Consider the following 22,386-nt stretch of genomic DNA (forward strand, 5'->3'; position numbering starts at 1 on the left):
TATTGCGAAACAAAAAGGTCCTCTCAGACACCTGTGAAGTTAGCTGTCGGATTCGAGTTGAGACCAAACTCGGCCCTGCGCGGCAGCGGTCAGCTGTAGAAAGCCAAACCGATTGCGATGCCGCTGGCGGGCTTAACCCCAAGGCAGTCAGACTGCCGATGGTGGTTCCTCCACCCCTGTCATCAATACGAACGGAACTGGTCCGCTGACAGGATTCGGTGGACGGACCAGGGGCGCCGGACAAAAACGGCGATAGACAAGACTAAACAGATGAAAGTCGTAGTTACAATTTCGTTACCCGGTTTGTGGCGAGTCTCACGGCACAGGAGGCGTGTCGAAACAGGAGATTTTCCGGAACAGGCCATAGGTGGGCGTCTAGTTAGTTGTTCCCGTAGTGGTAGGTCAGTCTTGTCCGCCGCGGTTGTCCGGGTTGGTTTCGTCGCGGTTGTCCCAGCCGGCGCTGTCGCCGTCGCTCCAGCCGTCTCCGTCGTAGCCATCCCAGCTGTCCCGATCAGTTCCGTCCGTCGACTCCGGGCTGGAGGTGGTGGGTTCCGGACTCGGTTCCACGGTTTTCAGGCTGGTGCTTGAGGGCTCGGGGGTGGAGGTGGTGGTCGGAGCCGGGTTCGGACTAGCGGTGGTCGGCGCCGGGCTCGGACTGGAGGTGGTCGGCGCCGGGCTCGGACCAGTGGGCTCCGGGCTGGGGCTGGTGGGCTCCGGGCTGGGGCTGGTGGGCTCCGCCGTCGATGCCTGCGATGTCCCGGCAGCCTCGGCAGGAGCCGTCGCCTGCGAAGATTCGCCACTCTCAGTGGGAGCGGCAGCCGGCGTAGTTTCAGCACTCCCGCTGGGGGTCGCAGCCGCAGTAGTCCCGTCACCCTTAGCGCTGGCCGGAGCCGGCGTCGCTTCCGTCTGTGTTTCTGAGCCAGAGGCCGAGGCCGACGCATCACCCGGGGTACTGTTCTGCGCCTCGATGCCGTCGCCATCGGACTCATCCGACGATACTGGACCGCTTGGCTCCGCTGGTTCCGGTGCTGGTGCTCCGGCTGAATCCAGCGCCGCCTGCGTAGTTAAATCGCCTACCGGCCGTTGCGTGGATTGAAATTCTGCAGTACTTCCCCCTGCGGCCTTCAAACTGCCTGCGGCCGGGGCATTGCCAGCAGCACCGCTGGCGACGACGCTTCCGGAACCATCGGCAGCAACAATGTTGTCGGCGCCGGAGTTGCCGTTGATGACAGTGCCGTCATTGCTGGCGAAAAGCGCTTCGCCGCTGCTGGCCTTGCTGGCGAAGAGTCCGTCACCGGAGCCGCCGTCAACCTCATCCCCGCCGAGGTAGCCGTGGATGACAGCGTCGGTGGTCAGCCAATCGGAATGGAAAGTTACATTTGCTGCGGTGGAGGCGGTGGGCGATTCGCCGACGTTCTGTGCCTGCGTCGTTCCATCGGCTGTTGGCGGCTGAATCTGCGATAGCGCGACGGCGACGACGATGCCGGTCACGGCGAGCGCAAGTGAGCCGTTGCGGACCCACGGGCTGGTTCCAGCCGCGGCGGGAACCGGCGCGGCTGCCCAGCGATGTCCAGGCAGTGGGGAGTGGTTGGAGCGCGGAACGAATGCCGCGCGTGCGGAGGAAGTGCCGGGAGCAGCCGCACGGCGGCCGGTGGGTTTACTGCGCATCAAACTGGTCCTCTCTCAAACACCTGCGAAGTTAGCTGTCGGATTCGGGTCGAGGAGACCCGGCCGCTGCGGCGGCGGTACGGCCGAACGGTGGCCGTACCGGTTGCGATGCCACTGCGGCTTCACCCCCAGGCAGTTGCGATGCTGCCGCTGGTGGTTCCTCCGCCCCTGCCATAACTATGAACGGGACCGGTCCGCTGACAGGGTTCGGTGTACGGACCGGCTGCACCCCTACAGGCGGTGCTGCCCCAGACTAAGCAGAAACGCTGCGAAGTTACAATTTCGTTATGCTTATCCACATACCCCTTGGGGGTACTTGACCTATACCCTGTGGGGGTATACCGTGAAAGAAGCATCAGCGAAAGAGGACACCATGAGCGCCACTGACCAAAGCCCTGCCGAAACCTTCACCGAGGCGGAATTGGACAGCCATGCAGGCATCAACCCCGTCACCGGGGACGCCCAGGAAAATCACGGTTACACGTCGGACAAAGACGCGTACCTGCGCCGGCTCAAGCGGATCGAAGGCCAGGTTCGAGGCATTGCGCGGATGATCGATGAGGACAAGTACTGCATCGATATCCTCACGCAGGTTTCCGCCATCAACAAGGCGCTGCATGCCGTCAGCATCGGACTACTCGAGGAGCACATTGCCCACTGCGTAGTCGGTGCGGCCACCGAATCACAGACCACCGGAGAATTCGCAAACATCGACGCCAAGGTCAAGGAAGCCTCGGACGCCATTTCACGCCTGCTAAGGAGCTAACAATGAACACCATCGTCAACATTTCCGGCATGACCTGCGGCCACTGCGTCGCCTCGGTAACGGAAGAGCTGAAGGAAATCGACGGCGTCGAGAACGTCGAAATCGACTTGAACAAGTCTGGAATCTCCACCACCACCATCACCTCGAGCAAGAAGCTGTCCGACGCCGAAATCGGCGAAGCCGTCGCGGAAGCCGGCTACCTCGTAGTGGCGAACGAAGCGTAAATATCCATGGCGATTGACACCGACACTGCCCTGTCCAAAAACGCCCGCGTGGTGGAGCTGGATATCGAGGGGATGACTTGTGCCTCCTGCGTCGGCCGGGTCGAACGTAAACTCGGCAAGCTCGAGGGCGTACAGGCGTCGGTCAATCTCCCGCTGGAATCCGCCCAGGTCACGGTCTCCGGCGACATCAGCGACCAACAGCTGATCGACGTCGTGCATGCAGCCGGCTATTCCGCCACACTGCATCAGCCTGAACCTGAGCACGACGACGGTGGGCACCGCGACGTTCCGGCATCGACGCTGAAACCCAGGCTCATTACCGCCGCACTGCTCACCGTGCCGATCTTCGTCATTTCGATGATTCCGGCCGCCCAATTTCCACACTGGGGTTGGGTTGCGGCCATCCTAAGCCTGCCGGTCGTGACGTGGTCAGCCTGGCCGTTCCACCGTGCGGCCGCCGTCAACGCCCGGCACTTCTCCTCCACTATGGACACGCTCGTCTCGATCGGCGTCGCGGCGGCCTTCCTGTTCTCCGCCTACGTGCTGATCAGCAATCCAATGGTGACCGCGCATACAGGTATGCCGATGTCGGCCCACGGACTCTACTTCGAGGTCGCCTCCGTCGTCACCACCTTCCTGCTGCTGGGGCGCTATCTCGAGGCCAACGCCAAGCACCGCAGCGGCGAAGCCCTCAAGGCCCTGCTGAACCTGGGCGCCAAGGACGCGTCCGTGCTCCGCGACGGCGTCGAGGTCAAGATCCCGTCGGGCCAGCTGGCTGCCGGCGATACGTTCGTTGTCCGTCCCGGCGAGAAGATCGCCACCGACGGCGTTGTCACGGACGGAAACAGCGCCGTCGACACTTCCCTGATCACAGGCGAATCGCTGCCCGTCGACGTCGCCCCCGGCGACACCGTGACCGGCGCGACCATCAACACCAGCGGACGCCTGCACGTCCGGGCCACGCGTGTTGGAAGCGACACCACACTGGCGCAAATGGCCAAACTGGTCAGCCAAGCGCAGAGCGGCAAGGCTCCCATCGCGCGGCTTGCCGACCGGATCAGCGCCGTCTTCGTACCCATAGTGCTTGCCATCGCGGTCTTGACCTTCGGTCTGTGGTTGCTCGCCGCCGCTCCGGGACTGGAATCAGGCGACGTGCAGGCCGCCTTCACCGCCGCCGTGGCAGTATTGGTTATCGCGTGCCCGTGCGCGTTGGGCTTGGCAACACCGACGGCGCTGCTGACCGGAACCGGCCGCGGAGCTCAGCTGGGCATCCTGATCAAGGGACCCCAGATCCTCGAAGATACCCGCTCGGTGGACACGCTCGTGCTGGACAAGACAGGAACCGTCACCAGCGGAGAGCTCTCCGTGACCGACGTCGTTCCGCTTGGCCCACTGCCTGTCGAAAAGGTCCTGCATCTGGCCGGCTCGGTGGAAAACGCCAGCGAACACCCCATCGCGCAGGCCATCGCTGACGCCGCCCGCAACGGTGAACTCCCCGACGATTCCGACGCCGGCTCCCGCACCGGGCAATCGGAACCGCCGGCGGAGATTCGGCTGTCCCCCGTCTCCGATTTCCACAGCGCTTCCGGTGGCGGGGTGCGCGGCACCGTCGATGGACATACCGTGGTGGCGGGCCGTGCAGGCTGGCTGACTGAGAACGGAATCGAGCTGACCGCCGGGCATGAGGACGTGCTCCGGAAGCAGCAAGACGCCGGCGCAACCGCCATTTGGGTCGCCGTGGACGGCCAGGTTGCCGGCATTATCAGCCTCAAGGACACGGTAAAGGATGGATCGGCCGCCGCCGTTGCCCGGCTGAAGGAACTCGGCCTGCGGCCCATCCTGCTGACCGGCGACAACTTGGCCGTCGCCGCCCAAGTGGCTGCCGCCGTCGGCATCGCTGCCGACGACGTCATGGCGGAGGTATTGCCCGCAGGCAAGGTCGAGACCGTGAAAAAGCTCCAGGCCGAAGGCCGGACGGTAGCCATGGCCGGCGACGGCGTGAACGACGCTCCCGCCCTTGCCCAGGCGGACCTCGGTATCGCGATGGGCAGCGGAACGGACGTTGCCATCGAGGCGGCCGACCTGACCGTGATGGGCAACGACCTGGGTAAAGTGGCGGAGTCGATCGAGTTGTCCCGCCGGACGCTCGGGACGATCAAGACCAACCTGTTCTGGGCGTTCTTCTACAATGCGATCGGCATCCCGATTGCGGCCTTCGGGTTGCTGAATCCGATGATCGCCGGCGCCGCAATGGCCTTCAGCTCGGTGCTGGTCGTCAGCAACAGCCTTCGACTGCGCCGCTTCGGCAAGTAACGGCAATCGATCTCAACGCGTGGAAGCTGATGCCGTTTCCCGGAGCGGCTCCTTCGAGGCGCCGGTGGTGAACTTACGCAGCCGGCGCAGTTCGTCGTACCGGACCAGCACGACGCCGGTGACAATCAACGAACCGCCGGCCAGCTGAATCAGACCGGGCAGTTCGCCCAGCATCAGCCAGGCCGCCAGAACTGCGAAGAGCACTTCGGTCAACGCAATGAAGGACGCCACCTGCGACCCCAGCCGCCGCACGGCAACCAGGCCGGTCAGGTAGGACGCCACGGCGCAGATCAGCACCAGTCCAAGCGCCGGAACGAGCCAGGAGACCTCGGCGCCGACCAGCACCACCCGGGTCGCCGCGAACTTCATCGGGAAGAGCCCGATCCAACCCGCGAGGAAGATTGCCGCCGTGCCGACCACGAGTCCGCCGCCCACCAACACCATTGGCGGCAGCGCGTCGTCGGAATGCGCGGACATCAGGAAAAATGCCGCCAGGCAGACGGCCGCCAGCAAGCCCCACATCACGCCGATCGGGCTGAGGGTGACGGAGCCGCCGAACAGATCAAGCACCAGCGCCAGTCCTGCCATCGCGATGACGGCACCCACTGCGGTCAGCGAACGCGGCGCCCTCTGCGTGCGCAGCCACAACCAGCCGACAATTAACACCGGCGCCAGGTACTCCAGCAGGAGCGCGACGCCGACGGAAAGGTGCTGGACGGCGTTGAAGTAGAAGAGCTGGCAGGCGGCGATCGGGACCAGCCCATAGGCGACGATCATCGGCCAGCCGCGCAGAAGCACCGACCAGCGTCCGCGGAGGGTCAGGAGGATCGGCACAACCAGCACCAATGCGGCGCCGCCGAGCCGGATTCCGACGGCCGCTCCCGGCGACCATCCGCTCTCCAACAGGGACTTGGCAAACGGTCCAGACACCCCGAAAGTTGCCGCGGAGACCAATGCCACGCCCAGTCCTGAACCAGTCAGGCGTGCCGGAATGTTCCTCATGTTCCCTCCCTTCACAGAGATCTCCCGCACTTGGTGTCAGGAGTGAAATCTATCTACACTAGTGACACAAAGGTAGCACACGTCAGGAGTCAATTTGCTTTTTGCTAATGACACAGAAGTCTCGCTGCGTTCGGTTGCGGCGTTGGTCAACACCCTCAACGACGACGGCGATCAACTTGCGGACCTCTCCGCGCTTGAAGACTTCGTGCAGCAAGAGGAATACACCGGCAGCCGCGCTCACGACCAGGCCGAGCTGGAGGCCGTCCGTGCTCTCCGCCCCCGTTTGCGGCAGGTCTGGACGGCAAGCGAGTCGGAGGCGGTGCAGATCGTGAATAAGGTGCTGGCCGAGGCGAATGCGCTCCCCCAGCTCGTTAAACACGACCATTGGGACTGGCACCTGCACGCCACCAGCCCGGAAGATCCACTTCAGACGCGCATGGCCGTTGAAGCCGCGATGGCCCTGGTGGACGTCATCCGCTCGAAGGAACTGGAACGGCTGCGGATCTGTGAAGCGGAAGGTTGCAGCGCCGTCGTCGTCGATCTGTCCCGGAACCGGTCCAAGCGGTATTGCGACACCGGAAACTGCGCCAACCGCGCCCATGTAGCCGCGTACCGGGCCCGTAAGGCCGGAGCCAGCGCGTAGCTACCGCTTACTTTTTTGGTGGGTGCAGCGGCCCGGGGGTCTCGTCGTCACTGTCCACGCCGCCGTGATGTTCGGGCTCGACCCTGCGCATACTACCCTCGGCATCGCGGCCAGTTTCCGGCGCATCAACTTGTTCGGTAGCGCCATAGCGACCGGCCAACCGGCCGCCATCGTCCTTGCGCGGCTGATTCGCGTTCTGCGCTCCGCCGGGGATCTTCGACGAACTCAGGTTAATGCCGGAACCCTGCCCGAGCTCTTGGTCGTTCGGCTTCTCGCTCATGGACAGCATCGCCGCGACCACCAGCGCCACGATGAAAACGATCCCCGCGGCCGTGATTCCCAGGTCCACGCGCGGCGCCTGCGTGGAGCCGCCGGTCGAGAAAATGGTGACCGCTATGCCGGCGATGACAGCCAGCACGGCCGAAAAGATCAGAGGTGCCTTCACCGAGGTCCGCGAACGCGCTCCTGGTTTCCTGGCCACTGACATCACTCCTGTTGATCGACTCCGCCCGCGCCGCCGCTGGGAGCCGGCAGTACTGTAACGGGCTCTACTAGTTTACGGCCTGTGACGGACCCGCCTTGCCCGATTGCGCCTCGTGCCGGTAGCCCAACGCGGCCAGCAGCAGCACGACGGCGGTGATGATGGCCGAGCCGCCGAGAACACCCAGCAACGCGTGCGGTTCCAGTGGGGCGAAGAGCGGCAATGCGGGCAGGATCAGGGCGGTAGCGGCGTTGACCACCCCGGTGATGAGCCAGTCGCGCCCGATCTCAGTGGTGCGGCGGTGCTTCAGCCCAAGGAAAATTTCGACGGCGCCGGCCAGCAGCAGGGCGACGGTCACGACGATGGAGAAGATCTCCGGGGTTGTGAACGTCACAGTTGCGACACCGCCACCCAGGAGAACGCCCGCCGAAAACCTGAGCAGACGCAAGGTGAGGGGGTTGTCTGGAATTTCGCGCGCGCTTCGAAGTTTTTCCCGCAGCCAATGAATCGCCACGCCTGTTCCGATCAGGTAGAACGCTCCGGAAATGCCCATCACGAGGGCGGAGGGCTCCTGCCAGAAGATCGTCAGGGCACCGAAAACGGCCGCGATCAGGGCACGCAGCAGCAGTGGTTTCCAGATCCGCTCCATCATCCAATCCACTTTAGCCGCGGCTCGCACCGACAACCATCCAGCGGTCGTCGCGCACCCGCCACCCCAGAGTCAGCGCGCGCGCCGCCAGATAACCGACGCCAAATGCCGCCCACAGCCAGGCGATCCCGGCCCCGCCACTGAGATCCCCGCTGAAGACCCACCACAGCAACGGCAGGTAGAGAACCAGATTGACGACGCCGGCAATCGCCAAATACTTCGCGTCGCCCGCTCCGATGAGGACCCCGTCGAGCACAAACACATAACCGGCGATCGGCTGTCCGGCAGCGAGCACCAGTAATCCGGCGGCGAATGCGGCCTGGACCTGCTGGTCGGAGGTGAAGATCCAGCCGATGAAGGGTGCAACAGCTGCCAGCAGAACCCCTGTGATGACGCCGAAACCGGCACCCCATTTGATCATCTTGCGGGTCAGCGCGTGCACAATCTGCTGCGCCGCGCTTTGGGGCGCATCGCCGTCGGCCGCCTTTTCCGATACCCCGGCGCCAAGTTCCTTGCCAATCATGGCCTGGGCCGCGATGGCCAGCGCGTCCAGGGCAAAGGCCAGGAAGGTGAACACGGTCATCACCAACTGGTGCGCCGCCAGGGAGACCGCACCCTGGGCGGTGGCCACGAACACGGTGGCGATAATCGCGAGCCGGAGGCTGAGTGTCCGCAGCATCAGCCAGCTGCCCACGCGCGAAACCGAGCGGATGCCGGGCCAGTCTGGGGCGAGACTGATGTGATGCTGCCGCGCGGCCCGGACCACGATTCGTATATAGACGGCCGCCATCCCCCACTGGGCAATACTCGTGCCCAGCGCCGCGCCCGTCACCGAAAGGTCCAGCCCGTAGACCAGGGCGAAGTTCAGCACGATGTTCGCGGCGAAGCCGACCGTCGCCACCACCAGCGGCGTCTTCGTATCCTGCAGTCCGCGCAGCACACCGGTCGCGGCGAGCACGAGCAGCATGGCGATCAGTCCGGGCATGGAGAAGCGCAGATAGTCGACGGCGTAACCCAGCACCTCGCCGTCGGCCCCCATCAGCCGCACGATTGGTTCGGCGAAAATCCACCCGGCTGACGCGATCACCACCCCGAGCAGCACCGCCAGCCAGAGTCCGTCCCTGCCGACGGCGAGCGCATCGCCCGCCCGCCCGGCACCGACGTAGCGCGCCACCGCGGCGGTGGTCGAATATGCCAGGAACACCATAAGCCCGACGCCGGTCTGCAGCAGGGTGGAGGCAAGCCCCAGTCCCGCCAACGGGGCAACGCCGAGATGGCCGACGATCGCCGAGTCGGCCAGCAGGAACAGCGGTTCGGCGATCAGCGCACCGAATGCCGGCACCGCCAGCCGCAGGATCTGCCGGCTCGTCGAGGCTGGAGTCCGGTTCCGGGCGGAGGATGTTGCACGCACCTGCCCATCCTAAGGCGATTTTCCTTTCCGCCCGGGACTGTTTCGCCGCCTGTGGATATGCGACTGTATATCGTATGGACACCCCTGGATCCACGGTCGTTGAGGAGCGGCTCAACGCTGCCGAACGGCTGGCTCGCCGGCTGGACCGGCCGATGGGCATTCTGGGTTTCCTGTTCCTCTTCATCGTCCTCGGGCAGCTGCTCGCCACCGATCCCACCCTCATCACGGCGTTGACGGTGGCCGGTTGGATTTTCTGGGCGGTGTTCGTCGCCGAGTTCGCGCTGCGCGCCTATATTGCCCGGGACCAGAAACGGTTTTGGAAACGCAACTGGTGGCAGGTCATCTTCCTGCTGGTGCCGTTCCTGCGGTTCTTCCGCGCCCTGCAGGCCCTGCGCTTCTGGCGGATCGCCCGGTTTGCCCGGTTCGGCGGCGTCGTCTCGGCAGGCATCCGCGGCTCCCGATCGGCCGGGCGCTTGCTCTCCAGCCGGATCGGCTGGCTGGCGGCGGTCACCGGCGTCGTCATTCTTGTTTCCAGCCAGCTGCTCTACGTCGTCGGTTCCTACCAGAACTACGCAGCGGCCCTGCTGGATGCCGCCATGTCCACTATCACCGGGGCTGAGCTTCGTGCACCGGACACGTTCGCGAGCGTACTGCAGGTGCTGCTCGCGATGTATTCGGTGGCGGTTTTCGCGACACTGGCCGGCGCCGTCGGGGCTTACTTCCTGCGCGGCGACGAGGCAACGGAGGGAGGCGAAAATGTGGTGGAAAACGGTACGACAAGTCCGGAGGCTGATGGCCGGCAAGCGGTCGGGTAGGCTTCGAATTGTGACTGACGAGACTTTTGTTACGCCGGGACGCCTCGCGGTGAATCCGGGCATCCGCAGAGAGGCGCGAACCATCCTGCCCACCGAATATGCCCAGTTCGACATGCAACTGTTCGTGGACGAGGAAAACGGCCATGAGCACGTTGCCCTCGTGCTTGGCGACGTCGACGCCGTTTCCGCACCCGCCGGCACCCGCCCCCCGTTGGTGCGGGTGCATTCCGAGTGCCTCACCGGCGATGCCCTCGGATCGCGCCGATGCGACTGCGGTGACCAGCTGCGGGCTTCCCAACGCGCCATCGCGGAAGAAGGACGCGGCGTCATCATATACGTCCGCGGGCATGAAGGGCGCGGCATCGGTCTGACCGGCAAGCTGAAGGCGTACGAACTGCAGGACTCCGGCCTCGACACCGTGGACGCCAACCACCGGCTCGGCTTCCCCGTGGATGCGCGGGACTATGCCGCCGTGGCCGCCATCCTGGCCGAGCTGAATGTGCCGCAGCTGCGGCTGCTCAGTTCCAACCGCGCCAAGTTTGATGCGCTGACAGACTTAGGGGTCGACGTCGTGTCGCGGGTGCCGCTGATCGTCGCCGAACACCCCGAAAACGTCCACTACCTCAGTACCAAACGCGAACGGATGGGCCACGACCGCCCGCTGGAGACCGAGCAGGCTTGGGCGGAACTTCTTGAAGGACGCATCAGCCCTGAACACGCGCTGACCCCCGATGCACAGGAACTCGTCGGCCGCTACGGACCGCTCCTCGCGGCCGGTTCCCAACTGGTGCTGGCCCAACTCGGCCAGAGTGCCGACGGCTTCATTGCTGCCCGCACCGGGGACTCGAATTTCGTCACCGGACCTGCCGACCGGGAACACCTGCAGCGGCTCCGCGCCCTGGTCGACGCCGTCGTCGTCGGCGTTGGCACTGTCGGCTCCGATGACTGCCGCCTGACGGTGCGCGACGTGGAGGGGCCCAACGCTGTCCGGGTTGTGCTCGATCCCGCCGCCCGCGCGCCAGTCGGCTCGGTGGTTTTCACCGACGGAGCCGCACCGACGATGTGGTTCATCGGCCCCGACGCGGAGGCGCCGGAAGGAATGCCGGACCAAGTGGAAATCGTCCGGCTGCCAGTTAAAACGACGTCGTCGGGAACCCGCTTCGACCCCGCGGTGGTCCTGATTGCCCTCGCCGAACGTGGTCTGGGCCGCATCCTGGTCGAAGGCGGCGGCCGGATCGTTTCCGCATTCCTCGCCGCCGGCGTGCTGGACCGACTGTTCCTCACCACCGCGCCGGTGCTGATTGGCGACGGCGTTCCCGGCCTGCGCTTCAGCGGCAGCGACAAACTATCCGACGCCCTGCGCGCCCCCGCCCGACGCTTCCTCTTCGGCGCCGACACCTGCATGGAATTCGACCTCGCCTCCATCCGGAAAGCGCCCTAAGGAAGGTCATGTGAGGGTTTCTGCCTGCGCCGCTCGAAAGCTTACGTAATATCAATTATGTCACCGAACGTGGCCGCTGTTTAAGCTGGTGGGTTGGCCCTGAGGTATTGGCGCAGGCCGGGGATGGCGAAGTCGACCTTGCCGTATCCTGCCGTTTCGATGAGACCAGCGGCGATGAGCCTGGTCCTGTAGTTGGCGACAAGGTTCGTCCTGGCGACCAGCCGTTGCCCGATGTCACCGGCAGCCGACGGACCATCGTCTTCGGCCATGGCGTGCAGAAATTCCAGATCTTTTGGGGATGCTGTGGCAAGGGCGGCTTCGATCACGGTGCGTGCGTTGCGCCGGTTGGCGGCTTCAATGGCCCTGGATACGAGCTCCGGCTCGAGAGCTCCCCTGTTGTTTTCGGCCTCCCGCCAGAGGAAATAGCCGACGAGTTGGATCAGGAACGGATACCCGCCGGTCGCTTCGGCGGCCTGATGGACCAGTTCCGGTTCGATACTGAAGCCCGCCATAGTGAATGTCTCGGCGAATGATCCTTCCACGTCCCGGACCGTGGCCGCGTGCAGGTCGATCTTGTCGGCCCGGCGTAGGAATGTGGCCACGCCCTCGTTGAGCAGGTCCGAGACCGCAGCCGGCAGTCCGGCAAAGACCAGTCCGATCGGAAGCCGTTCCTGGATGAGGTGCTGAACGCTGGCCGCCAGCTGCGCCAGTTCAGCACGGTCAGCCGCGTGGATTTCATCCACGGTGATGACCAATCCAGTACCACGGTCCCGGAGGAGTCCGAGGAGTTCGGTGGCGATATGGCGCCAGGCGACCTGGCGTTCAGGCGGCAGTTGCGTCGTGAGGCTGAAGCCCGCAGCCGAGATCGCAGTGATACGGCGGACCGGTGGCCCGTCTCCGAGTTCTTCGGCGAGCCGCTTCATGGATTCACCGATCCGCCCCATAAACCCGCTGGTTGCGGTTTCCGAGATCACGGCCCATCCGTGTTCGCGGGCCATATCGTGTGCGGTACCGAGCATGACGGTCTTGCCTATGCCCCGGGCACCCGTGAAAATAGTGAGGAGTCCCGGAGCGCCGGCGCCGAGACGGAGGCCGTAGTCGAACTCATCGAGCAGCCCGGCGCGGCCGATAATGTGCGGCGGTGTTGCGCCGGCCGAGGGTCGAAATGGGTTCTCCATACGGCATGGTCCTTGTGAGTAGCTATGTATCTTGTGAGTTTGATTGTTCCTATGAGTTTTATGACTAAATACCCACCCTACCCCTGGCGCGTGACGGTGCACGGATGAGTGGATGAGTGGATGCGGGGGCTCCTTCCAATATCCGAACACCCAAAAAAATCGACTGGATAGCTCCCGCATTCATGCGGTTGGTCGGGCAGAAGGTTTGATCCTGGTTCTGGGGGCTGAGTTTATGCCTCGTCCAGGCAGGCCCGTAGTTGTTTGAGCCCATCTCGGATCCTGGTTTTGACTGTGGACAGCGGCGTTGATAGCTGTTCGGCCACTTCGCGGTAGGTCAGGCAGTTGTAGTAGGCGAGGCTGATCGCTTCGCGTTGAATGGGCGAAAGGGTGTGCAGGCACCTCATGACAGTCTGTGCGTCGATCCTGGCGGTGACGGTTTCGGCTACGACGTCGTATTCAATGTTGTGCGTTTTGGCGCCCCAGCGCGCTTCCCGATTGATGCGGTTCTGCTCCGCGCGGACTTTATCGACGGCCCTGCGGTGCGTCATGGTCATCAACCATGTCATGGCGCTGCCGGCGGCGGAGTTATTTTTGGATGCGTTCTGCCACACCATCAGATAGATTTCCTGCGTGGTTTCTTGGCTGATTTCAGCGCTGACGATAGTCTTTCGCGCAAAACCGTACACCCGCTTTGAAGTCAATCTATAAAACGCCGCGAACGCTTCGCTGTCTCCTTGACCCGTGCGCAGCAAAAGTGCGGCCAACGTGCCCTGATCCGCACTGATCCTCGGCACAGTATTCTGTGCCGGCAGCGGATCTTTCTGGTCGGCAGTATTGAACTGCGCGCGGTCATGTCTGTTAATGACGGGTTGCCTTTGCGGTAGCTCGCCGTGCGGTCAGACGGTAAAGAAACGATTAATCAAGGAGCGGTAACCGAGGCCGCTCATAGAAACCAAGATACCGCACAACATCCCGGCTCCTAACAGCGCAGAGCGTTTAAAAGCAGAGGAACGCTTCTCCTATAAGAATCCCAACCAATCCCAGAGACCAGCGGCGGCTCATCAGAACCACGGGGGCGGATCTCTGGATGTACAGTCCGACCGACCCGCGCCAAACATCCCACCGGCACAAGAAACGGCTCCCGTTTACCGTGGAACCAATCGATTCCGTGGCTAACCGGGGGCCGTTTCTATTTACTCAATACGGGGAAAGTGCTTTTCCCTTATGACCGTTCTGTTGCCTTGCGGCGTATTACATAGGTTCCACCGGCTGCGGCAACCAGTATCAGGCCACCGCCGAGGGCAAGGACGCCGAGGTTGGCGGCGTTGCCCGGCTGCGTCACACCGGTGTCCGCGCCACCTTCGGGCATCGGGCTGACCTGTTGCTCCATCCCGGCACCATCATCCATCGATCCCGCGGCGCCGTCATCCGTGGAACCACCGCCCATGGACTCATCATCCATTGAACCGCCGCCCATCGAGCCGCCGGCGGCTTCGACCATCAGCGAACCGGACATGTTCGGATGAAGTGTGCAGATCAGGGTGTATTCGCCGGGCTCCTGCGGCGCTGTGAACGTCCCCGTCGCTCCTGCTTCAATGATCCCTGTATCGACTGCGCCATTGGCGTCGGTGGCGGTGTGCGGGACGTCGTCGTTATTGATGACGGTGACCGTTGCGCCGGGGGTGACCGGTCCGGAGACCGCGTACGAGAAATCGTCGATAGTGATGGTGACTTCGGCCGCCTGGGTCATCGCCGGGGCATTGACCGCCGGAGTTGAAGCGGCTGCGATAGAGGCGGAACCAAGAGTCGCGCCGCTGGCCAGTGTGGCCAAGAACGCAATGCTGAGAGCTTTCTTGCTGGTGTTCATGATGGTGCCTTCCCGCGGCGGACCCTTCGGGTGAATTTTTTCTTCTCGTTCGCCACGCTCCGGGGCGCGGATTGCACACAGACCCACCGCTACTATGCTATTCGTCACAGACCGTCCCATCGATTGCCCGGCCGCCCAATATCACTCACGGACAAGCGCATTCCGCGTACGATTCGCCCAACGATGCACCATGGCATCGCCTCGGCACCGTGTTCTTCGATGGCCGTTCAAGCAAATGCCATGCCGCCCCGGCACAGGATGGGGTTTCCCCTGGTAGCGGCTGTAGCGTCGCGTAACTGTCATTTCAGGTATGCCGACCGGTTCAACCGCGCGAAAGTTTTGCAACTATCAGTACACTTACGATAATCTGTTTGCCGGTTGAGCAGTTAGCCCATGGATCTCTCGTTTTTGGAAGCGAAACTGTGGACCACAAACTGCGTGTCACCGTCCGGGTTGACATTGATCAAAGCACCGTTTGTCTCGAAGTCGGCGGATGCCTGACCGCCTCCAGCTGCACTTCATTATTGCCTTTAATCCGGCGCGCCCACGCGCTGAAAGACGGGCTGATGGTCACGGTCGATCTTTCGGCCGCACACCACATTGAGCCGGCGGGCCTGGACCGGCTGCATGCGTTTGCGGCCGGTCAAGCCGTCGATAACGACCCCTGGCGGGTACGGGGATTTGATGGGAACGTGAGCGTCATCGCTCCGCCTGTTCTCCTTGGCTGTCCTGTATCCCACGCTGGTCATAAGTTGGCGGCGTGAGCGGGCGACGTTTGACCGCTGCGGTCAAAGAGGTTGCGGAGCCGGTGGTGGCTGTTCATATTAATCGTGAGCTTCACCGGTTCGAGGCTTATCAGGGCGGGGCGGTGGCAGGTTTCGTGGCGTATGAGATGGATGATGGGCAGTTCCGTTTCACGCTGACACAACTCAGCCGGGATTTCCGGAATATCCGATTCGGCGAAGCGTTGATCCGAGCCGTCCTCAATGATGCACAGCGCCGGCGGATCGAGGTATTACCTTTCTGCCCATTGATGCGGTACTTCATCGCCACTCATCACGGCTATCTTCCCCTGGTGCCGGTTGACCGGAGGCACCGGTTCGGGCTTCCACGTCCGGACGAGCTAAACCGGTCGAGGCCTGCCCCGGATGTTCCGTCCCTGATTCCGGCCAGCCCCATTGGTTGACCCGCCCGGTAGAATTATTAGTACGGTCAAGCAGAGTGCCGTTCATAGCTACGCCGACTTGGTGGCTGATCTCTTTTTCCCTTTGCATGCCCGATGGTGCTCCGGGCGCTGAAATTGTCTTCCAATGCCGCTCTTGGCATCACAGACTACGGGGGCTGCACATGAGCAGCGAACTGACCGATTTAACCACCAACGACTATCTCCAGGACGCTGTCCTCGACTCGGCCGATGTGCAGGAATTCCTCGACCAACTCTGCCGGCACGCTGTGCAGGAACTCAGTGACGGCGAAGAAGTACTGTGCGGTATCACCCTGCTGCGCCAAAAGAGGGCCGCGACGGTGGCCAGCAGCAGCGAATACGCCCGGAAGATGGATGAAGTTCAATACAGCTTCAACGACGGTCCCTGCCTGACCGCAGCCAGAGAACAAAGCACTATCCGGGTTCCGGACCTCGGCCAGGAGCAGCGCTGGCCAGACTATATCGAGGCAATCACCGGCCACGGCATGCACTCGGTCCTAGCCGTGTCCTTCAACCTGGAGGGAGAAGGACGGGCGGCGCTGAACCTATACTCCAACACCGTTGGCAAGTTCACGGACGAAGTCACGGCTAAAGCCACCACCTTTGCCGATGAGGCATCACGATCCCTGCGGCTGGCCGTGAAAGTGGCCCATCACAGCGATATCGCTGCCGATCTGCACGCTGCCATGGCCACGCGCACTGTCATCGACATCGCGATCGGAATCATCATGTGCCAGAGCCGCTGCAGCCAGAATGAGGCGTTCGAATTCCTCAAAAAAGCGTCCTCACACCGCAACATCAAACTCCGCACCCTTGCCGGACAAATCGTTGCCGGAACGGGAACAAACGCCCCGCCGCACACACACTTCGATAGCTGAAAACCGCACCAACTGAAGGAGAATAAGCATGGCAACAGGAACAGTGAAATGGTTCAACGCCGAAAAGGGCTTTGGTTTCATTGCCCCCGATGATGGAAGCGCCGACGTCTTCGCGCACTACTCAGCCATCACCGGCGGCGGATACCGCTCCCTGGACGAAAACCAGAAAGTCCAGTTCGACATAACCCAAGGCTCCAAGGGGCTGCAGGCAGAGAACATCAGCCACCTCTAGACGCTGGGGGACCAAGAACTGGAAAGGCTTCATCTCAAACTCCTGCCGTGACGGGGATTTCGAATACTTCATCGAGGGCCTCACAGAAGGGGCCTGGAAGTGCAATCGGATAGGTCGTAGCACATTTCTTTCCTGCCTGATCTGACCTGGTAACCGTTACGCGCTGGGCAACGACCAATCCGGTCGGGTGTTCTGGCCGAATATTGTATAGAAAGTGATCGCGGGTAAAGCAGTTGCCCTATCGGTCGCATTAATGGGGGGGATCCCATGAACCGCACATTGCCATGCACTGGTCACCACCGGTTGCGGACTGTCTGATGGATGGAAAATTCAATCCGGTCGAGCTCATGACGGTGGCTGAAGTCGCCGCCGCATTGCGCGTGTCCAAAATGACTGTTTACCGCAAGGTGCACTCAGGTGAACTGAATTCCATTCAGTTTGGCCGCTCATTCCGTATACCGGCCAACGCTATTGAGGCTTACATGCCCGAAACCAGCGGCTGTCAGCAAAGATGAACGGCCAACTGGCTACGCACACACGTGGGCAAAACATCCCCATACCTACGATCTTCCCGTTTCATGGCTAGGGCAAACTTTCAGGAGGAAAGAACCATCACTGTGTCAACGTCAAGACATTTGCAGAGCGACCGAACCGCTGTACAAAAGGCTTCTCTGGCAGCCGGTGCTGTTTTTGTACTCGTCGGTGTTCTGGGATTCATCCCGGGCATCACGACCAACTATGCGGCCCTGCAGTTTGCCGGTCACGGGTCCGAAGCCATGCTGCTCGGGCTCTTTCAGGTTTCCGTTCTGCACAATATTGTTCACCTGCTCTATGGCGCAGCCGGGATTGCCCTGGCAAAGACGGCATCCTCCGCCCGTACCTACTTGACGGCTGGTGGCGTGATTTACCTCTTGTTGTGGCTCTACGGTGTTCTCACCGATAGCGGGTCAACCGCGAATTTTGTCCGGCTGAATGTGGCGGACAATTGGCTGCATCTTGGTCTGGGCCTCGGTATGGCTGCTTTGGGCCTCGCATTTGGGCCCGCGTACGACCCGCAGAGCTGAGAAGTCCCACTGAAGCCCGCCCAGCACGGCCGAAACCACTTGCCTTCGCGGCAAGGAATCCGTGATGGCATCTTGAGGTTGTGAAAACGGCCGTTGTGATCAGAACCAATGCCGGGATCCGCAACGGGACAGAGATTTCAGATGCAGTGGCACTTACTTTTTACGGGGAAGGGAATTCGATGAAAGTGGTGGAAGGGATGAAGACCCAAACAGAGATGGAAAGACCGGCCCGTACGCCTAAAGCAACCTCCCCTGACCATTCCTCTTCAATGACCTCCGAAGGCTTGCTGGGCAGACGATACCGGCTGGGAGCACTGATCGGGCAGAGTGGCATGGCCACCGTATACCGAGGCCGGGATGAGGTTCTTGGCAGGGATGTGGCCATTAAACTCTTTCGCCCGGCTCTCGATGACGGTGTTGAAGCCGAACGGATCCGCCAGGAGGTCCGCGTCTCGGCCGGCCTGAACCACCCAAACCTGGTGACTGTCTTTGACGCGGGAGTGGAAACCGATGTCCTTGACGGGCGCGCCTACCTGATCATGGAACTCGTTGACGGCCCCGATCTGCACCGGAAATTGTCCCTGCACAGTTCCAGCCGGCAGGGCCGGTTAAGCGGGGCGGAGACTGCAGCCATCGGCCTGGGCATTGCTACGGCTCTAACTCATATTCATCGCCACGGAACCGTGCACCGTGGCGTTAAACCTGCCAATATCCTCATCGGCGGGACCGGCAACCGCCAGCGGGCCATGCAACCAAAACTCGCCGACGCCGGCATCGCAGCACTCACACAGCGCAGAGGGCCGCAAAAAGGCGAGTTCAACGGCACAGCGGCCTACTTCAGCCCGGAACAGGCCGCCGGAGAGGTGATCACCGCGGCAGCAGACATCTATTCGCTGGCGCTGGTGCTGTTTGAATGCCTTACCGGTGAGGTGTCCTACACCGGTGAGGCTGTGCCCTCCGCCACGGGGAGTCCTCACGGCCGGCCGCATATCCCCGCGACACTCGGTCATGAGTGGGTTGAATTGCTCACGGTTATGACGGACCGTGACCCGGCTGCGCGTCCGACGTCTGTTGAAGTTGCAGCAGCTTTACGCGCATTTTCCGGCCACCAGGCAGACGATGGTGACCGCGCCATGGCAATGTCCGCTCCAACAGAGCTGGTGCGGACCATTCCGGATTCCGGCTCTGTTGGAGCCACACCAACCGGTGGCTCGCCTTCGGAAAACCGGAGCCCACAGACCTCGTCCATGCCCACGGTCTCGGGTACAAATGCCTTACAACCCGCTTCCGGCTGGACCGGTTCACGCCTGGACCTCCCCGAAGAAGATGAGCACCGCCGCAATCATCCTGGGCGAACGCCGGCCAAACGACGGAGTCGCCGCCCCGTACGGTGGCTCATCATAGCGTTGATAGTGGCAATCGCACTCATGGCGGGAGCAACGGCTCTGACCCTCACGCCGGATACCGGCAGCAGTCCGGTCGATTACCCGGCAGTGCCCGGTGAGCTGGGACCTCACCTTGAGAACCTGCAGGAAAGTGTTCAACGGTAATGAAAACCACAAGAAAAGCCGGCCTCTTCTTAACTGCAGCCACGCTCAGTCTGCCGCTTCTCAATGGATGCGCAATCACTTCCAGCTACGAGCCGGGTGCGGCTGCCCGGCTGCAATCGGGCGTACTGAACGTCACGCAACAGGCCGCCGAAAAGGACTATGCTCAGGCTTTGGACGCCCTGACTGAACTCAGCAGCGCTGTAGACGCCGCAGCGGCAAACGGTTCCGTCGGCTCCGATAGGATCGAGCGCATAGAAGAGGCCATCACCACTGTTCAGACCGAGCTCCAAGCCAAAGCCGCAGAACAAACACCGCCCCGGCCGAAGCCTGAACCGGATTCCATGTCCACGCCAACGCACGATCCCGTACCGGCCCCCGCTCCCGCACCTGCCCCGGAACCGCACGGGCCCGTGCCCGCCCCCGCTCCGCCCGCTCCGGGCCCAGGAAACTCCACGTTCATCCCGGCGCCAGAGAATGGCGGGCAGCTACCTGCACCGCAGCCGGCACCAGAACCCGAGCCCACAGAAACTGCGACAACTCCCGTCCCCGAACCCGAGCCGGCTGAAACTGAGACCACCCCGGCGCAGGAACCCAGCCCGCCCACACCCACACCACCTGCACCAGAACCCGAGCCCAGCGAAACGGTGACCACTCCCGCAGCCGAACCTGCCCCAACCGAAACTGAGACCACCCCAATACCGGAACCCCAGCCCAGTGCGCCCGCGCCCTCCCCCACCTCTGGGGCGGGAGAAACCACGCCCTCGCCGGCACCCGGTCCGACCAGTCCTGCAGAACTACCTTCTTCCCTCCCAGAGAATCTGGGCGGCAGCCGGGTGAGCTTTGGTGGTTAGAGCAACTACGAGGAATCCGGTCGGCCCTTCCCGCGCCCCGGCAAGCGGGGAGCAGCCTTCTCCGACCGAACTGGCGAAACTGAAGGTGGTGTCCCTGCACAAGCGGCGTGAGATCGCCAAGGTACGGCGTCAGCGCAAGGGATCTCTCGCCGTTTCGCTTGCGACGATGATGTGGTTTCTGGCCCGAATTAATACCGTCAAACCGATGCGTGCCTTTCAGGTGTACACCCGCCGCCATGGCCCGTTGATGGCCGCCGGCATCTCCTACAACATGTTTTTCGCCGTCACGGCGATGCTGGTGGCCGGATTTTCCATTCTTGGACTGGTCGTGGTCGGCAACCGCGGACTGCAGCAACTGATCGTCGATGGCGTCAGCCAGCAGGTGCCCAATCTCATTGACACCGGATCCGGCGGGCTGGTGACCCCGGAACAATTGTTTGACACCGACGGGGCGCTAAGCATCACGTTGATTATCTCGACGGCAACCATGCTGCTGACCGCCCTGCGTTGGATCGGCAGCCTGCGGGAGGGGATGCGCGGAATCTTCGACCTGCTGCCGCTGCAGGGCAACCCGGTACAGGTTAAGGTGAAAGACTTTGGCACACTGCTCATCCTGGCAGTGGCCATGGTGGTTACCTTCAGCGTCGGCGTGCTGGCCAACACTGTCCTGGGAGCAATGATCGACCTGCTCAATCTGGGCGCATTGGCCAAATACCTGACCATGATCGCCGGAACCCTGGTGACGCTGGTGCTGGACATGGTGGTCGCAGTGATCATGTTCCGACTCGCCTCCGGGATCAGGATGCCGCGGACAGTGATGTTCCAGACGTCCCTGTTGGCGGCCATCGGCAGCACCGTGCTGCGCACGTTCAGTACCCAGCTGCTCGGGACGGCCGGCAGCAATCCGCTGTTGGCGTCCTTTGCGGTGATACTCGGGCTGTTCGTTTGGTTCTACCTGCTCAGCCAGGTGTATCTTTACGCAACCGCGTGGGGCGTGGTGGGAACGGCCGACACTATCGCTGCCCACCGCGAGTCCAGCAACGGCCGGTTGCCGTCGCTGCGCCAGCGGGCGCGGCTCGCCGCCAGAGGTGGCTGAACCGGACCCCGCGGATAGACCGCCTCCGCAACGACGGCGTCCGCTCCCTGACAGTCAGCCTTGCGGCACCTGGACTGCACCCGGTGCCGCGGCTTGTTCGGCGGGCCGGGAACGGGGCTGTGTAGTGTAACGGTATGGATTTCGAGGCGCTGGTCGAGCAGGCGGTTGCTGCAGATGGCTGGGATTTTTCGGTCTACGGTAACCGGGTTCAAGGTGGCGTGACTCCATGGAATTATGAATCACTGGCAGCCTCCGCCGCCCGCGATGCCACCTCCATGCTGGATATGGGTACCGGCGGTGGCGAGGTGCTGGTCGACATCCTTGAAGATGTCGAAGGTGAGGCCCCGCCGTACATCACTGCTACCGAGGGGTGGGAACCCAATCTGTCGGTCGCCCGTGCCGCTTTGGAACCCTACGGGGTAAGTGTGGTGGCCTTTAGCGAGGATGCGCATTTGCCGTTGACCGATGGCCAGTTTGATCTGGTCATCAACAGTCACGAGTTCTACCACGCCGGTGAAGTGGCCCGGGTGCTGGCCCCCGGCGGCACGTATCTGACGCAGCAGATCGGCGGCCGGGACCTGGCCGAACTCAACGCGGCCCTCGGCGCCCCACCGTTGGCCTTCGCCCAGTGGGACCTCGACTACGCCTCACAGGAACTCCGTGGCGCCGGGCTGGTCATCGAAAGTCAGTCCGAAGCGATGATTCCCACCGTATTCGCCGACGTCGGCGCCGTCATCAGCTTTGTCCAGGCGGTCGGATGGCAGATCCCCGGTTTCACTATCGACAACTACCTGCCCCAGCTGCGGACCCTGCACGACAGGATCAGCCGGGACGGGCCTTTCACTGCCCATTCGCACCGTTTCCTGCTCCAAGGGCAAATACTGTGACAGCAAACCACCAGAAGCCTCTAAGAGTAAGAGGAGGCTGCCCGCGCCAGCGGGTCCAGAACCCGGGTCTATCATCGGCTTCAACACCATACGGCCATAGTCGGCAGGGTTTGTATGCCAACAGGGACCGGTCCACATGGCCGCTGGAAGCCGACCGTGTGTCTTA

At 62.7% G+C, this 22,386-nt stretch carries 23 protein-coding genes and 2 riboswitches; of the genes, 15 read left to right on the top strand and 8 right to left on the bottom strand.

Translation table 11 applies throughout. The features are described from left to right. Positions 1-13: 13 nt before the first annotated feature. Positions 14-213, bottom strand: a riboswitch (cyclic di-AMP (ydaO/yuaA leader). Positions 214-402: 189 nt separating this feature from the next. After that, positions 403-1,668 (bottom strand): hypothetical protein, encoded by a 1,266-nt coding sequence (locus ACX80B_RS04940; protein WP_459293687.1) that lies wholly within the window; start codon positions 1,666-1,668, stop codon positions 403-405. A gap of 5 nt (positions 1,669-1,673) precedes the next feature. Beyond that, a riboswitch (cyclic di-AMP (ydaO/yuaA leader) is annotated at positions 1,674-1,873 on the bottom strand. Positions 1,874-2,041: 168 nt separating this feature from the next. Between ACX80B_RS04940 and ACX80B_RS04945 the strand changes: the two genes are divergently transcribed. Genes ACX80B_RS04945 through ACX80B_RS04955 form a run of 3 tightly spaced genes read left to right on the top strand, consistent with a single transcriptional unit; the run spans position 2,042 to position 4,971 of the window. Then, the gene (locus ACX80B_RS04945; RefSeq protein WP_459293689.1) at positions 2,042-2,434 is read left to right on the top strand and encodes a metal-sensitive transcriptional regulator; all 393 of its coding nucleotides are present in this window, start codon (positions 2,042-2,044) and stop codon (positions 2,432-2,434) included. A gap of 2 nt (positions 2,435-2,436) precedes the next feature. After that, on the top strand, positions 2,437-2,658 hold the full coding sequence (locus ACX80B_RS04950; protein WP_459293691.1) for a heavy-metal-associated domain-containing protein: 222 nt from the start codon (positions 2,437-2,439) through the stop codon (positions 2,656-2,658). 6 nt (positions 2,659-2,664) lie between these two features. Continuing rightward, positions 2,665-4,971 carry a heavy metal translocating P-type ATPase gene (locus tag ACX80B_RS04955; protein WP_459293693.1) on the top strand — a complete coding sequence of 769 codons (2,307 nt, stop codon included), beginning with the start codon at positions 2,665-2,667 and terminating at the stop codon, positions 4,969-4,971. A 12-nt stretch (positions 4,972-4,983) separates the two neighbouring features. Here the strand turns inward: ACX80B_RS04955 and ACX80B_RS04960 are convergent, their stop codons facing one another. After that, on the bottom strand, positions 4,984-5,973 hold the full coding sequence (locus ACX80B_RS04960; protein ID WP_459293695.1) for an EamA family transporter: 990 nt from the start codon (positions 5,971-5,973) through the stop codon (positions 4,984-4,986). Between the two features lie 94 nt (positions 5,974-6,067). Here ACX80B_RS04960 and ACX80B_RS04965 point away from each other — a divergent pair, with 94 nt between their 5' ends. Continuing rightward, positions 6,068-6,616: a CGNR zinc finger domain-containing protein gene (locus ACX80B_RS04965; RefSeq protein ID WP_459293697.1), complete on the top strand. Its 549-nt coding sequence runs from the start codon at positions 6,068-6,070 to the stop codon at positions 6,614-6,616. 7 nt (positions 6,617-6,623) lie between these two features. Here the strand turns inward: ACX80B_RS04965 and ACX80B_RS04970 are convergent, their stop codons facing one another. From ACX80B_RS04970 to ACX80B_RS04980, 3 genes are all read right to left on the bottom strand, one after another. Continuing rightward, positions 6,624-7,097, bottom strand: a complete 474-nt coding sequence (locus tag ACX80B_RS04970; RefSeq protein ID WP_459293699.1) for a hypothetical protein — start codon at positions 7,095-7,097, stop codon at positions 6,624-6,626. A 70-nt stretch (positions 7,098-7,167) separates the two neighbouring features. Then, entirely contained in the window at positions 7,168-7,749 is a 582-nt protein-coding gene (locus tag ACX80B_RS04975) for a DUF308 domain-containing protein (protein WP_459293701.1), read from the bottom strand. Between the two features lie 10 nt (positions 7,750-7,759). After that, positions 7,760-9,157: an MATE family efflux transporter gene (locus ACX80B_RS04980; protein ID WP_459293703.1), complete on the bottom strand. Its 1,398-nt coding sequence runs from the start codon at positions 9,155-9,157 to the stop codon at positions 7,760-7,762. A gap of 74 nt (positions 9,158-9,231) precedes the next feature. On the opposite strand from ACX80B_RS04980, the gene ACX80B_RS04985 reads away from it, so the two are divergent. Both ACX80B_RS04985 and ribA read left to right on the top strand, forming a co-directional pair. After that, positions 9,232-9,972 (top strand): ion transporter, encoded by a 741-nt coding sequence (locus tag ACX80B_RS04985; protein ID WP_459293705.1) that lies wholly within the window; start codon positions 9,232-9,234, stop codon positions 9,970-9,972. A gap of 10 nt (positions 9,973-9,982) precedes the next feature. Continuing rightward, entirely contained in the window at positions 9,983-11,413 is a 1,431-nt protein-coding gene (ribA, locus tag ACX80B_RS04990) for a GTP cyclohydrolase II (RefSeq protein WP_459293707.1), read from the top strand. Positions 11,414-11,493: 80 nt separating this feature from the next. On the opposite strand, the gene ACX80B_RS04995 is transcribed toward ribA, so the two are convergent. The 3 genes from ACX80B_RS04995 to ACX80B_RS05005 form a co-directional block, all read right to left on the bottom strand. Beyond that, positions 11,494-12,591, bottom strand: a complete 1,098-nt coding sequence (locus tag ACX80B_RS04995) for an ATP-binding protein (protein ID WP_459293709.1) — start codon at positions 12,589-12,591, stop codon at positions 11,494-11,496. A gap of 230 nt (positions 12,592-12,821) precedes the next feature. Then, on the bottom strand, positions 12,822-13,385 hold the full coding sequence (sigK, locus tag ACX80B_RS05000; protein ID WP_459293711.1) for an ECF RNA polymerase sigma factor SigK: 564 nt from the start codon (positions 13,383-13,385) through the stop codon (positions 12,822-12,824). Positions 13,386-13,813: 428 nt separating this feature from the next. Next, positions 13,814-14,458 carry a cupredoxin domain-containing protein gene (locus ACX80B_RS05005; protein WP_459293713.1) on the bottom strand — a complete coding sequence of 215 codons (645 nt, stop codon included), beginning with the start codon at positions 14,456-14,458 and terminating at the stop codon, positions 13,814-13,816. A gap of 422 nt (positions 14,459-14,880) precedes the next feature. On the opposite strand from ACX80B_RS05005, the gene ACX80B_RS05010 reads away from it, so the two are divergent. The 9 genes from ACX80B_RS05010 to ACX80B_RS05050 all read left to right on the top strand — a co-directional run bounded on the left by ACX80B_RS05010 (position 14,881) and on the right by ACX80B_RS05050 (position 22,220). Next, complete coding sequence (locus tag ACX80B_RS05010) at positions 14,881-15,222, top strand: hypothetical protein (protein ID WP_459293715.1); 342 nt, start codon at positions 14,881-14,883, stop codon at positions 15,220-15,222. Further along, positions 15,219-15,644 carry an N-acetyltransferase gene (locus tag ACX80B_RS05015; RefSeq protein WP_459293717.1) on the top strand — a complete coding sequence of 142 codons (426 nt, stop codon included), beginning with the start codon at positions 15,219-15,221 and terminating at the stop codon, positions 15,642-15,644. The genes ACX80B_RS05010 and ACX80B_RS05015 overlap by 4 nt, the downstream gene beginning before the upstream one ends. A gap of 161 nt (positions 15,645-15,805) precedes the next feature. Then, positions 15,806-16,540, top strand: coding sequence for a GAF and ANTAR domain-containing protein (locus ACX80B_RS05020; protein ID WP_459293719.1), 735 nt, complete (start codon positions 15,806-15,808; stop codon positions 16,538-16,540). Between the two features lie 28 nt (positions 16,541-16,568). After that, entirely contained in the window at positions 16,569-16,772 is a 204-nt protein-coding gene (locus tag ACX80B_RS05025; RefSeq protein WP_459293721.1) for a cold-shock protein, read from the top strand. 317 nt (positions 16,773-17,089) lie between these two features. Then, positions 17,090-17,287 carry a helix-turn-helix domain-containing protein gene (locus tag ACX80B_RS05030; protein WP_459293723.1) on the top strand — a complete coding sequence of 66 codons (198 nt, stop codon included), beginning with the start codon at positions 17,090-17,092 and terminating at the stop codon, positions 17,285-17,287. 102 nt (positions 17,288-17,389) lie between these two features. Then, positions 17,390-17,836: a DUF4383 domain-containing protein gene (locus ACX80B_RS05035; RefSeq protein WP_459293725.1), complete on the top strand. Its 447-nt coding sequence runs from the start codon at positions 17,390-17,392 to the stop codon at positions 17,834-17,836. Positions 17,837-18,033: 197 nt separating this feature from the next. After that, positions 18,034-19,386 carry a serine/threonine-protein kinase gene (locus tag ACX80B_RS05040; RefSeq protein ID WP_459293727.1) on the top strand — a complete coding sequence of 451 codons (1,353 nt, stop codon included), beginning with the start codon at positions 18,034-18,036 and terminating at the stop codon, positions 19,384-19,386. A gap of 843 nt (positions 19,387-20,229) precedes the next feature. Next, positions 20,230-21,333, top strand: coding sequence for a YihY/virulence factor BrkB family protein (locus ACX80B_RS05045; RefSeq protein ID WP_459293729.1), 1,104 nt, complete (start codon positions 20,230-20,232; stop codon positions 21,331-21,333). Between the two features lie 134 nt (positions 21,334-21,467). Continuing rightward, positions 21,468-22,220, top strand: a complete 753-nt coding sequence (locus tag ACX80B_RS05050) for a class I SAM-dependent methyltransferase (RefSeq protein WP_459293731.1) — start codon at positions 21,468-21,470, stop codon at positions 22,218-22,220. The last annotated feature ends 166 nt before the right edge of the window (positions 22,221-22,386 follow it).

This window comes from Arthrobacter monumenti (assembly GCF_054511255.1).